The organism is Actinomadura scrupuli (assembly GCF_050971785.1).
Taxonomy (GTDB): Bacteria; Actinomycetota; Actinomycetes; order Streptosporangiales; family Streptosporangiaceae; genus Actinomadura_E; species Actinomadura_E scrupuli.
In genome coordinates this window covers 400,458-412,687 of the sequence record NZ_JBPCCU010000006.1, presented here as the reverse complement: position 1 = coordinate 412,687, position 12,230 = coordinate 400,458, and the positions used below count along the sequence as shown (strand labels likewise).

10 protein-coding genes and 2 pseudogenes are annotated in these 12,230 nt (G+C 68.2%); 6 read left to right on the top strand and 6 right to left on the bottom strand.

Features of this window, described 5'->3' with window-relative positions; translation table 11 throughout:
- Window positions 1-35: 35 nt before the first annotated feature.
- From hemE to ACRYCC_RS27455, 5 genes and pseudogenes are all read right to left on the bottom strand, one after another.
- Window positions 36-1,138, bottom strand: a pseudogene (gene hemE / locus ACRYCC_RS27475) (uroporphyrinogen decarboxylase).
- A gap of 168 nt (window positions 1,139-1,306) precedes the next feature.
- Window positions 1,307-2,479 (bottom strand): HEAT repeat domain-containing protein, encoded by a 1,173-nt coding sequence (locus tag ACRYCC_RS27470; RefSeq protein ID WP_433816581.1) that lies wholly within the window; start codon window positions 2,477-2,479, stop codon window positions 1,307-1,309.
- 255 nt (window positions 2,480-2,734) lie between these two features.
- Window positions 2,735-5,629 (bottom strand): DUF6493 family protein, encoded by a 2,895-nt coding sequence (locus ACRYCC_RS27465; protein ID WP_433816580.1) that lies wholly within the window; start codon window positions 5,627-5,629, stop codon window positions 2,735-2,737.
- The gene (locus ACRYCC_RS27460) at window positions 5,629-6,975 is read right to left on the bottom strand and encodes an SWIM zinc finger family protein (RefSeq protein WP_433816579.1); all 1,347 of its coding nucleotides are present in this window, start codon (window positions 6,973-6,975) and stop codon (window positions 5,629-5,631) included. Before ACRYCC_RS27460 ends, ACRYCC_RS27465 begins: the two co-directional genes overlap by 1 nt.
- Window positions 6,976-7,289: 314 nt before the next feature.
- Window positions 7,290-7,457, bottom strand: coding sequence for a hypothetical protein (locus ACRYCC_RS27455; RefSeq protein WP_433816578.1), 168 nt, complete (start codon window positions 7,455-7,457; stop codon window positions 7,290-7,292).
- 9 nt (window positions 7,458-7,466) lie between these two features.
- Between ACRYCC_RS27455 and ACRYCC_RS27450 the strand changes: the two genes are divergently transcribed.
- Window positions 7,467-7,862, top strand: coding sequence for a pyridoxamine 5'-phosphate oxidase family protein (locus tag ACRYCC_RS27450; protein ID WP_433816577.1), 396 nt, complete (start codon window positions 7,467-7,469; stop codon window positions 7,860-7,862).
- Between the two features lie 308 nt (window positions 7,863-8,170).
- Here ACRYCC_RS27450 and ACRYCC_RS27445 read toward each other — a convergent pair.
- Window positions 8,171-8,350: pseudogene (locus ACRYCC_RS27445) on the bottom strand (GNAT family N-acetyltransferase); the annotation flags it as partial.
- A gap of 421 nt (window positions 8,351-8,771) precedes the next feature.
- Here ACRYCC_RS27445 and ACRYCC_RS27440 point away from each other — a divergent pair.
- The 5 genes from ACRYCC_RS27440 to ACRYCC_RS27420 all read left to right on the top strand — a co-directional run bounded on the left by ACRYCC_RS27440 (window position 8,772) and on the right by ACRYCC_RS27420 (window position 12,183).
- On the top strand, window positions 8,772-9,257 hold the full coding sequence (locus tag ACRYCC_RS27440) for a macro domain-containing protein (RefSeq protein WP_433816576.1): 486 nt from the start codon (window positions 8,772-8,774) through the stop codon (window positions 9,255-9,257).
- Window positions 9,258-9,502: 245 nt separating this feature from the next.
- Window positions 9,503-9,808: a hypothetical protein gene (locus ACRYCC_RS27435; protein WP_433816575.1), complete on the top strand. Its 306-nt coding sequence runs from the start codon at window positions 9,503-9,505 to the stop codon at window positions 9,806-9,808.
- A gap of 410 nt (window positions 9,809-10,218) precedes the next feature.
- On the top strand, window positions 10,219-10,497 hold the full coding sequence (locus ACRYCC_RS27430; RefSeq protein ID WP_433816574.1) for a hypothetical protein: 279 nt from the start codon (window positions 10,219-10,221) through the stop codon (window positions 10,495-10,497).
- 40 nt (window positions 10,498-10,537) lie between these two features.
- Window positions 10,538-11,080, top strand: a complete 543-nt coding sequence (locus ACRYCC_RS27425) for an RNA polymerase sigma factor (protein WP_433816573.1) — start codon at window positions 10,538-10,540, stop codon at window positions 11,078-11,080.
- Complete coding sequence (locus tag ACRYCC_RS27420) at window positions 11,077-12,183, top strand: Sco1979 family transcriptional regulator (RefSeq protein ID WP_433816572.1); 1,107 nt, start codon at window positions 11,077-11,079, stop codon at window positions 12,181-12,183. The genes ACRYCC_RS27425 and ACRYCC_RS27420 overlap by 4 nt, the downstream gene beginning before the upstream one ends.
- Window positions 12,184-12,230: the final 47 nt, after the last annotated feature.

Sequence of the window (12,230 nt, the reverse complement as noted above, 5' to 3'; positions counted from 1 at the left end):
AGATCGCAACAGCGACCCGCGCCCTTTCAGGCTCTCTACCGCGTCAAAGCTGCGGACCAGGACCGTACCTGCTGGGCGAGAGCGGCCACATGCTCGGGGGGTGTGGTCTTGACGATTCCGTGTCCGAGATTGAACACGAACGGGCCACCACTGAGCGCGTTCAGGATGCGGTCTGTTTCCGCGTGGAGTGCAGGCCCGCCCGCGACCAGGAGCTGGGGGTCGAGGTTGCCCTGCACGCACCGGCCGAGCTCGTGCTGCACCTTCTGCGCGGCCCACTCCACAGGTACTGTCGAGTCGAGCCCGACGCAGTCCACGCCGGTCGCCTCGGCGAAGCCGTTGTAGGCAAGCCCCGCGCCGCGCGGAAAGGCGATGATGGGAACACTCGGATGCTTCGCCTTCAGCGCCGCGACGATGGCGGCAACCGGCGTGACGCACCAACGCTGGAATAGCGGGTCGGGGAGTATTCCGGCCCAGCTCTCGAAGAGTTGGATCGCTTCGGCACCCGCCTCAATCTGACGGTCAAGAACTCGATGACGGCCGCCGTGAGCAGGTCGATAAGGGGTTGGAACCCCTCCGGATCGCTCAGCGCCCACTGCTTGACGATGGAGTGCTCTGAGCCGCCGCCGCGCCCTTCGACCATGTAGGTCGCGACCGTCCACGGCGCACCGGCATAGCCGATCAACGTGACCTCGTCAGGCAATGCGCGAGTGAGTCGTCTGACGGTCTCATAGATCGGGGCCAGTTCCTCGTGCAAGCGGGACGCGCTCAAGAACTCGGTGATGTCCGAAGCCGAACGGATCGGGGGCGTGAGGACGGGGCCGTCACCGACCCGGTACTCCAAGGTCTGCCCCAACGCCGCCGCGATCTGGGGAAGATCCGCGAACAGGATCGCGGCGTCGAGGGTGAAGCGGCGCAGCGGTTGCAAGGTGACCTCGACCGCATGCTCGGGCGAATTGCACAGCCCCACCATCCCGCCCGCAGCCTCGCGGACGTCGTGGTACTCCGGCAGATAGCGTCCGGCCTGCCGCATGAGCCAGATCGGTGGTCGCTCGGTGCGCTCGCCCGCAAGCGCACGCAACAGCAGCTTCTTCGGCCGCGCCTCACCCGCCACGTGATCGACGTCCGGCCCTGCCCCCATATCGACGCCCACGCTCTTCCGTCCTGCCCAGATACGCGAGCTCCACCCAGCCCGATCAGCACACGCACCCCTGCAAGTGAAGGTGCGCTACCAGACTACCTACGCCCACCACCTCGAGAACGGGCAGAGCACCGGTGCGCAAACCTCCCCACATGCGATGCGGGTAGCTCAGGCGAGCCGCGCGATGATGAGACGGCTGACCCGCTGCAGCTCTTCGTCGTTGTCGATACTCGCGAACCGGCCGCCCCGCCGGGGAAGGGCCAGCTGCGAACGGAGCTGCGGCAGGGCCGGCTCTGCGGCGAGGCCCATCCGGTCCAGGCATGCCACCACATGATTGGTCGTCGCAGGGTTCTGCGCCCATATCTGGAGAAGTGCGTCCAGAACGGTCGACGCCTCAGCCTCGCCGCCGATCTCCCAGAGGGCGGCAGCGCAGTGGACACGAACCCATTCATAGTCATGAGCCAGCAACTCCCGTAGGCGCGGCAGTGCGGCCACGGCGGGATGGCCGATCTCGCCGAGCACGTCGGCCGCCTCCCAGATCCGGAAGGTGATGCGGTCTTCGAGGAGGTCATGCAACAGCGGCATGACCTCCTCTCGGTCACCATCGATCGCCCACAGCGCGGCGACGGCGGCGGGCCGCACATGAGCGTCGGAGGCCGCGGTCAGTGGCCGGATCGCATCGAGGGCGGCCACTGCTGCGCCGCCGAACACCCCCAGCGCCTCCAGCGCCGAGCACGTGATACCCCACTGCTGGTGACGCACCGCGGCTGCGAGGGTGTCGATGATCAAGGGCAGCGCCGCCTGATCGCCGAGCGCGGCCAGGGCGGACAGCATCGAGCGCGCGCTCATCTCGCACCCCTGCTGGGCAAGGTCGACGCGACGCAGGTGGACGCACAGTCGCGGCACAATCTGGTCTGCGGCCTCTGGCAGAGTTCCGGCGACCTGTACCGCGCGCCAGTCGTCGATTCCGCTGTCCAGCGCCGTCAGCAGACTCGGTACGGCTCGCGCGTCACCGAGCCGGGCCAGCCCTCGGACCGCCTCCTGGTGGGCCCTGCGGAGGTGCGGCTGCGGTGCGGCCCAGACATCCGGTCCGTACGCTGCGCGCTGGGCGGCGACGTGCGCGGCCAGAGCCTCCCGGGCCGGCTCGGCGATCGGGTGGCAGGCCTCGAGGACGGCCGCCGCCTCGGCGGCGACTTCTTGGTCGGTCGCTTCGAGCTGTTCGGTGACGAGCATGATGAGCGACGTATGGTCACCACGCCAGGACTTCATGAGCTGCGCACTCATCCGTACCGCGTCCAGGCGGGAACCGGGATCGGGACTGCGCAACTGCTCTGCCAGCAATGCCGTGCGCTGGGGTATCCGTGCGGCCAGTGCCCGATGGAAGGTGTGCATCAGATCCGTGGTGGGTGCGTGAACACGCCCTTGCCTGTCGAGGTCCGCAAAAGCGGCGCAAGCGCAATCCGCGATGAGCGATATCGCTGTCGCACCTCATTTTTCGACGGAGCCGATATCCACGTTTAGCCGGCGTTGTAGCGCATCGTGGTGGTCGCCGACTACCGATAGTGCGATGTGCAGCTGGTGCGATTCGCCGGCTGGTCAGTGTTCGGCGCGTTCGATTCGTGCAGTGAGTGCGGCGGCGAGCGCGTCGGCGGGCCACGCGCTGGCGTCGGAGCGGATGTGATCGGCCGCCGGGCCGCGGTCGAGGAGGCGACGGGTGATGGTCGCGCTCTTTGACCTGCCGCTGGTGAGCGTTTCCAGCAGAGCGCGGGTCTTCGGGTGCGTGATGGGTGTGCCGTCGATGGCGCACACCTCGTCGAGCAGGGCGAGCGGCCCGTACCTCTGCTGGTCGGCAAGTCGGCCGAGCCATGTCGGGAGCATGTCGATGAGGGCGGCACGCACCGCGGCGCGGTGCAGCACCGAAGCGGCGGCGGTCTCCCGAAGGAGCGTGACGAGGCGCGCGCTGGTGACCGTGGTGGTGCTTTCAATGGTGGTGTGCAGCGCGTGGGCGAGTTCGGTGCTGGTCACCCTGGCGTCGCCGATCGTCTGGACGATGATGTCGGCCGCGAGCGTGCGTTCTTCCGGTTTCTCGCGGCCGACCCACCGAATCGCGGCGACGAGCGCCTCCGGGGGTACGGGCTCGTGCGGGTCGAGTAGCAGTCGCAGTGCCGCTGCGGTGGTGGCGTTGTTACGCCACAGCCATCGGTGGTCGCCGGGCCACAGTGTGGCAGCCCAGTCGGGGGCGTAGCGTTGCACGTGTTCGTACGCGTACGCCGCCCGCATTTCCTGATATGCGGGCAGGTCACTGAAGTCCATGGTGAGCACTCCGTCGGCGTCCGCGACGGGCGGCATACCCATCAATTGTTCGTTGACCTCGATGGCCAGCTCCTGCGACGTCTTGTAGGGTGCCTCGTCTCGTTCGGCCGCCCCGAGCAGGTACGGGAGACCCTCGTGCGCGTCACCGCGTAGCCATCCGATCACGCCGGCGACCACGTCGGGGAGCGCAGACCGGTCGTCGTCACCGCCGAGGGCGGCCCGTATCGCCCGGCCCAGCGCACCGGGCAGGTCGGCGGCCTGGTGGAGCGCGGTGGCCCGCCCGGATGGTGTCAGCCGTGCCAGCGCTACGGCGGTGTCGATGGGCCGTTTGATCGTGCCGCCGGCGGCGCTGGCCCGCTTCACGAGGACAGTTGCGTCGATCCAGCCGCGTTGGTCTGTCGGTAGGGCGAGCAGCGGTTGGGGATCCGGGTCGCCGAGGCCGAGCGCGACCTCCCGGATCCGTCCGGTCAGCCAGGTGCCCGGCTTCGTGAGCGGGTGGGCGGGTCCGGCGCCTCGCTCGGGTTGGATCCAACTCGCCACCAGTAGGCACATGTCGCCACTGGGCCACTCACCCCAGTCGGGGGCGTCACGCTCGAAATGCTGGTTGACGCGTGCCACCAGCGGCCCGACCCGCCGACCGAAGTCGTTCGGCCAACGGGGACCGATGCTCGCCAACCCGTCGAGGGCGCGCTCGAGGTCGACGATGCCCCCTCGACCGTCGACCACGCGCAGGAGTACGCCGATGAGCTCATCCACGCCGGACACCGGCCGTACCGCGGCAGCGCTAGCGGCAGCCCGTGGCCGTACCTGCACGGCCGGCGGCTCGCCACCCTGGCGGACCGCCTCAACCGCCGCGTCCAAGCCGCAGGCGTGGGCGACCTCGGGCGGGAACGTTTCAGCCTGGCGGATGAGGTCGTCGAGGTCGGCGGCTGGTGCTGGTGGTTCAGCGGTCGGCTGATGCGGCAACGCGGCGCGCAGACGTTGCCCAGCGGTGGTGGACAGCTCGGGAAGTAGCTCATTGAGGTGCGCCGCGATGTCGGGATGCGCCACCAATTGTGGCGTCACCGCTTCGATCGCGGCCAGTTGCACCTCGGAGTTCGGGTGGGCAACGGCAGTTGCGAACCGCTCCAGCGCGCGCCGCTGCACCCGGGGATCGTGGCGCAGCGCCGAGGCCACGATGGCGAGTGCGGTCGTGGCAGTCGATTTGGCCGACGCCAGAAGTGCAGGCTCCACGGCGTCGATCAGCTCGGCCGGCGGGATGAGGTTGGCGCGGCCGAGTCGAGCCAGGACCCGGATGGAGTAGCTGACCACCCCTGGTACCCGGTGGGCGACCAACGCGAACAGTGCCCGCCGCCGCGCCGACAGCTCGTCGGCCGTCGGAGCCAGCTTGTCGAGGAATTTGTGCAGCCTGGCGGCGTCCCGTCCGCTCAGGTCGCCGGTCAGCAGGTCCAGCAACTGGTCGAGGATCCGGTCGCGGATCGAATGCCCCGGCGGGAAGTGCGCATTGAGGACGGGCAACCACGTGTGACGCCCGGATGAGGTGCCGACGACCATGTCGCGCCGGACGATCCGTGGCACGCCGTCGGGCAGGTCCAGCAGCGCCGGCAGGTCGACCGTCAACAGCGCCGGGTCGCGCAGCACCATGTCGGGAAGACTGGGCCGAGGGCCCCACGCCGCGTGGTCGGCCATACCGAGCAGATAGGCCTCGCAGGTCGGCCGGGGCAGGGCACCGTCGAGGACCAGTTGCCAGGCCTCGTCCCAGTGGTAGTCGGTGACGAACAGCGCGGCAAGCTCCGTCAGCCAGGGCGGCTGGCGGTCGAGCAGGATGCGGTGCAGCTCTTCGGTGTTGAAGGCACGCTCGAAATCGAAGCGTTCGTACCACTTCGAATGGCCGTACTCGCGCGGCGGCGGGAACTCGGCGATGTCACCCGTGCCGAGCCAGGCCAGCGCCGCCGTGATCATCCGATCGAACCACGTACCGGCTTCGGCCAAATCGCTCGAGTCGGGCACGTGGCCGTACAACAGTTCGTCGTGCCGGCGTTTTGCGTCCACGAACGCGCTGCCGGCGATCGGCGCCAGGCCGGCGCGGGTCTCCTCGTCGAGCGGAGCGAGGAGCTCGACGAGGGCGTGTCGGTCTGCCTGTTCGATCACCTCGCGCAACCGGTCCGCGGCGGTCATCACGACGCCTCACTGATGTGGGCGCGGGCGGCAAGCACGTGCCGGCACGGTCCCCGCGAACCCGCGTGCCGCGTGTGCCACCGGCAGGTACAGCTCACCGAGTCGCCGTCGAGAACCACGCGCTGTTCGATGTCGCCGCTTCGCACGAACACCTCATGGCCACCGGTGGGCAATTCGCGGATCTCGACATCGGCCCGGGAGATGTTGGCCGCGCTGCCCACCCGCGGCGCCAGCTTGGGTATCAGCTCCTCGGCGAACGGTAGGTCCCGGCGAAACCAAGCATCGGCAGCCAGGTCGCGACCGACGAGCCCTTGGCTGCCCAACGTCGCAAGCAGCGCCTGGATACGCGCCGGCGACGTGTCGGCAAACCCGGCGAGCTCCTCTTCATCGAGCCGCGCCCGCCACCCGAGATGCGCGCGTAGCTCCACCGCGTCCGCCACGGTGGACGCATCGGCGAGCAGATCCAGCGTCGCGCCTTCACCGGAGAAGCCGCGCGTCACATCCGGACTGAGTACGAACCACACCCGGGCGCCCGGCACGGTCAGCTCGAAGGCGCAGCTGCGCGCACCATCGCCGGGCCGGGCCCAGATCTGCAGCCCCGTCGCGAAGCGAGCCAGTGGCCGCAACTCACGCAGCCGGTACGGCCCGGCGACGCACACGGCGCCGGATGTGGGCGCCTGCGAAAAGCGAAACCCCGACTGTGTGGGCACCACTGCATAGGGCGGAGCGGACGCCGAGCCCGCTGGCGGCAGAGCGTCCAGCAACCGGCGGGCCCCAATCGCCCCGAGCTGCGCCATCGGCCGCATACCGACCTGCGCCAGCGCTGCCTCACCGAGGCCCTTGACCCATCGCACCGGCAACTTGACCTTACGCTCCACGGCCGATCCGACCCTCGTCGCCACACGCAGCCCCGCGCTGCCCACCGACAGTCGCATCTCCGTCGTATCGTCCACCCGAGCCAGCGCATCGCGGATCTTCCGGCCCAGATCGACATTCGTCGTGCCAGCGCCGATCGAAGCCTCGCCCAGATGGTCACCCAGCAGATCGACCCGCGTGTACACACCGCAGCACGACGAGAACGCCTCGATCCGCAGCACCTCGTCACCGCTGGTCAGGACCGGATCGAGTAAACGAGCCGACGCCGGCATGAAGTATCGAGCACGCGCCACCGCACCAACACTGAGCAGCAACGCCGCGACCAGCCGCGGCCGGCCGACCCACCCGTCAAAGAACACCGGCAGGCCACCTATCGTCGGCGACAGAGTGGCCAGAGCGACGGTCAAGCGACCAGCATCATCAGAAACCACCTGTGACGGCTGGTCATAGACCATCGACAGATCAACCATCACGCACCATCCGAATGCCACAACCACGCCCAGCCTTGCAACCTGCCCGAGGCTAGCGGCACCCACCGACATGCACTCTTATCCGCAGAGACGCACGACCTGCGGCATGAGATGGCGTTTCCCGCAATCGGCGAAGTGCTTCTGCGCTCACTGCACGAGCATTCGGACGGGCGGCCGGGGTTCGGAACGGCGGTGGTGTAGTAGCGGGAGATAACGTCACGTCCGGCAGGTGAGGTGGTGAGGTCGCCGCGCGGTCGGCTGCTCGCTCAACTCCCGCCTGGGACGGTTTCTGACCTGCATATAGGCGCATGGAACTATTTCTTGATCGTCGAGAAGGAAAAGAGGGTGATCATGGCAGAACCTGATGGCTTCACCTGCGGATCAGCCATCGACCGGTCGAAGGTCGCCTGGTGGTGCCGTCCGGGGAGTGTGCCGCGGTGAGCACACTGGAGGATTTCGCCCGGCTCGTCCCGGGCGATCATGGCTTGTGTGTGGTGTCGACCCTGCGGCCGGACGGGACGATCCAGTCGTCGGTGGTGAACGCGGGGGTCCTGGCGCACCCGGTCACCGGCGTGCAGGTGGTCGGGCTGGTCGCCGCGGGCGGCACCCGCAAGTTGGCTCATCTTCGGGCGCGGCCGCGCGCGAACGTGCTGGTGCGAGCAGGCTGGGAATGGGCCGCGGTCGAAGGCCCGGTCGATCTCGCCGGGCCCGATGATCTGCTGCCCGGGGTGGACGGTGAGCGGCTGCGGTTGCTGCTGCGCGAGATCTTCACCGCTGCCGGCGGCACTCACGACGACTGGCCGACCTACGATCAGGTGATGGCCGACGAGCGCCGCACCGCGGTGCTGCTCAGGCCGGAGCGGGTCTCGGCGAATCCCCGCAGCTAGCAGGCAATGCGATGGGCGAGCAGCGCGGCGCGGAAATCGTTTCGCCCGCATCGGCACGCCGGCCGGCCCATCGCCGGCCGACCGATCACCGTTTGGCGGCCGCCGTACTCCGCCCGCTGGACCCGGCCCGCCCGGATGCGCCATGGGGCGATGATTGCTCGTGAGACGGGCTTACCGTTGCCGGCCGACGGAGCAGGGAAGGGAGCGTGTGAGGGTGGTCGGCTCAAGGCGTGAGGAGGCGATGGCGCTATGCAGCGCCAAGCCGGGATCGGTGGAGGACTACCCGTTCGGCGACGAGGTGGCGGTGTTCAAGGTCGCCGGTCGGATGTTCGCGCTGGTGTCCCTGGGCCCGGCGCCGGCCCGGAACGCACGAACACACCGAAGCGCTGTTCAGCGCGGTCGATCGGGGCACGGGCGATGCCCCGGCGGCGATGATGAGGGTGCACGGCCAGCCGGTGAAGGTGCGTTCGCCAGCCCATCCCAGCCCGCGATGAGCATCCCGACCATCCCCATCGAGTTCGTCATCGCCTGCGCGACGGGTAGGAGGTAGTGGTCTTCGAGGTCGGCTGGTCGGGGTGCAGGCCGAGGCGGCGCAGCGTCCGGGCTTGTATCAGGACACTGGCGGTGCACCCGATCGTGCCATCGGGCAAGAGCGTACGGGCCACGTTCAAGCACACCTCGTCCTCGCCGAACGCGGGACGGTAGTCGACACCTCGATCACACAGTCAAACAAGCAGGGCCCGCCCGGGGTCCGGGGCGCCTGCGGAGTTGCGGTAGCACAGGATCCGCACCCATCCCCCGTCAAGATCGTCCATGCATCACAGGATAGACGACACCTGCGCCTGACCCCAGGTAGGCGACCGATATCAGTAGCGGCCGATGTCAGTGGCGGTCGCTACGGTGCGGTTCATGGTCGGGATCGTGTACATCCGGGGTGATGCGACCTCGCCGCAGGCCAAGGGCGTGAAGGTCGTCGCGCATGTCTGCAACGACCGAGGCGGTTGGGGGAAGGGCTTCGTGCTCGCGGTCTCCCGGCGGTGGAGCGAGCCGGAGGCGGCCTACCGCTCCTGGTACCGAGGGCGTGCCCGCAACGACTTCGGCCTCGGGGCGATCCAGCTCGTCCAGGTCGAGCCGTACATCTGGGTGGCCAACATGATCGGCCAGCACGGCACCAAGACCAGCCGCAGCAACGGCGCACCGATCCGCTACGACGCCGTCGACCAATGCCTCCAGGCGCTGGCCGGCAGGGTCGTCGAACTCGGGGCGTCGGTGCACATGCCCCGCATCGGATGCGGCCTGTCCGGCGGCACATGGGACCGCATCGAACCGCTCATCTCCCACCGGCTCGGCGAACGCGACATCCCGGTCACCGTCTACGACCACGGTCCGGTCTGACGATCGGGGCACGGGAAGGGACCCCATGAGCCGGGCGAATCGCCGATTGCGTCAGCCGTCCAGTACCCCGGGCCAGGCCCGCAGTGACACCAGGTCAGTCCGCCATGGACAGCCGGTTGACGCCCTCACCTATGGGCGTGATATGCCCACACCGCTGATATCACGGTCAAGTTGATGATCCATGTGGCGATCGCGCCCGGCCGACCGGGCACCGCCGTCTGGCCGGGCTCGGCACAGTGGTGCTCGTGACCGGTGTCGGACTGCCGTGGACCGACGTCGAACTGGAGAGCGGTGTCGCCAGGATCCGGGAGACCAGGCCGGACGGCGACCTGGACCCCGACGATCCCAAGTCCGAGTACGGCGACCGCTCCGTCACCCTCGATGCGATCACCATCCTCGCCCTGCTCGCCTGGCGGGACAAGCAGGAGGAAGATCGCCCATCCCCGCACTGGCCAAGGCCGCCGCCGACGCGACCGCCGCGGTGGTCCCTCGCCGGTCTGGACCCACATTGGACCCCACAAAGCAGAACAGCGGCTCCTTCGATGATCTAGCCATCGAAGAAGCCGCTGGTAGCTGGCGGAGGATGGGAGATTTGAACTCCCGATGGGCGTAAACCCAAACCGCATTAGCAGTCTGCTTTTTGCGGTGTTTTGGGGTCCCGCTCGATGATCTACGATCTAGTTTTTGCAGGTCAGAGCACATTCCAGTGATGGAGGGTCCGGGCTGGTCAAGGTCAGTCCGGACCCCTTCCGGCCCCCTATCGGACCCGCTTTCGGCCGATGCGATTAGGGGACGAGCAGCTCCGCAAGGCTCTGTTCGGGACTCAGCGGTTCGGCATCTGATGCGGACGGTCGTAGCGGCCCTGTGCTCGAGGGGGTCAGGATGCTGGAGTTCCGGAAGACCCGCGAAGTTGCCCCTGATCCCCGTTCAACGTTCTGGTGGTCCCATCCGATGTCCCGGCATGATGCTTTTGCGGACACCGCAGGGGAGCGTGTGGGCGATGCTCACCGCTACGGCGAACACGATCTCCTGGCAGGCCGCCACGCTCACGTTGGCGGCTCTGGCCGTCCCCGGGGTCCTGCGGCTGTGCACCGAGTGGCAGCGACGCCGGACCTTCTTGGCGTTGGTCGCCGACGCGCCGGAGGGCACGGTTGTGGTGCAGCAAGAAGATCCAGGAGGACAGACGATGAAGGTGACGTTGGGCCGCGCATCGGCGCGGCGCACCGCCCCCGGAGCGTGAGGTGGATGGCCCATCCCCTGGCGTCAGCAGGGAGATCGACATGCTCTTCCGTGCTGAATCAGGCAGGCTCTTCCGCTACGCCTGCACCCTTCCCGGAGTGGACCGCGCGAAGGCCGAAGATCTCGTCCAATCGACTTTCGTCGCCGCTATCGACGGTTGGGCCCGTCTCCATCGGCTTGATCCCGGAGATCGACGGCGGTGGCTCCACGTCATCCTCAAGCGCCAGGCGATCGACCAGTGGCGGAAGGTGAGGTTCCTCCGGCTCACGGGTGAGTTCGAGGGCGTCGAAGAGCGACAATCACCCCCGGAGACATTGCACCAAGTGCTGTGCGCTGCCGCGTTGGACCGGGTCTGGGATGTGATCTCCACGATGCCCGGGCAGAGACAGAAGGTGGCGTTCCTTTATTGGAATGAGCAGTGGTCGACCAGTGAGATCGCCGAATTTCTCGGAATTGCTCAGAGCACCGTGAGAGTGCATCTGAAGCTGGCGCGGGACGAGCTGATTGAGGCTGCGGGACCGATCGTCCCGTTCATGGAAGATCATGGGCTGGGCGAGCCCGACGGAAGGAGGGCGGGGTCATGACGACCGCAGGGCGGGCCGAAGTAGCCGCGGTCGGCGCCTCTGCCCAACCGGGCAGTGGACCGACCGTCACTCGCATTCTGCTGGGCGCGCAGCTACGCAAGCTGCGTGAGACGGCTGGCCTCGCCCAAGAGCAGGCGGGCCACGCCATCCGTGCGTCCACCTCGAAGATCAGTCGCCTGGAGCTGGGCCAGGTCGCCTTCAAAGAGCACGACGTCTCCGACCTCCTCGCCCTCTACGGAGTGCGCGACGAGATGATCCGGCACAGGCTGCTCGAACTGGCCGAGCGGGCCAACAGGCCGAACTGGTGGCACAGCTACGCCGACGTCATGCCGACCTGGAGCGAGACCTACGTCAGTTTGGAGCGGGTGGCCTCGCAGATCCGCTCCTACGAGGTGCAGTTCGTGCCCGATCTGCTGCAGACCGAGGGCTACGCCCGGGCGGTCACCCAACTCCGCCACGCCGCCGCACCGGCCGACGAGCTCGACCGGCGGGTCGCACTACTCATGGAACGGCAGAGGCTGCTGACCCGGGGCGAAGCACCGCGTCTGTGGGCGGTAATCGACGAGGCAGCGCTCCGCCGACCCGTCGGCGGCCGCGCCGTGCTGCGCGAGCAGATCTCGGCTCTCATCGAAGCCTGTGACCTGCGCAACGTAACCGTTCAGGTGGTCCCGTTCGAGCAGGGCGGCCATGCCGCGGCCGGCGGGGCGTTCAGCATCCTGCGCTTCGCCGAGCCGGACCTGCCCGACGTGGTCTATCTGGAGCAGCTCCAGAGCGCGATCTACCTCAAAAAACGCGAGGACGTCGACTTCTATCTCGCGGTGATGAACCGACTCAGCGTTCAGGCCAAGCCTGCGGGCGAAACCCAGGATGTCCTTGCCCAGCTCCTCCGCGAGCTCCCCGGCAGGCTCGCCGGGAGACCCGGACCAGCAATGGACATCCGCGCTCCAACGGCCGATGACCCCCGGCATCACGACATCACCGTGGCGAATGTCTACCGCCAGGCCCGCGACCGGGCGGCTCAGAGCCCGGCACCGACCTACGATGTGGAACGGGGGCTGCGACGGCTTCACCAGCGCATTCAAGACATGGACCACCCCGAATGAGCCCCGTGATGCCCTTCCCAGCAGTGCCGTCGAGGTCTCCGCCGACG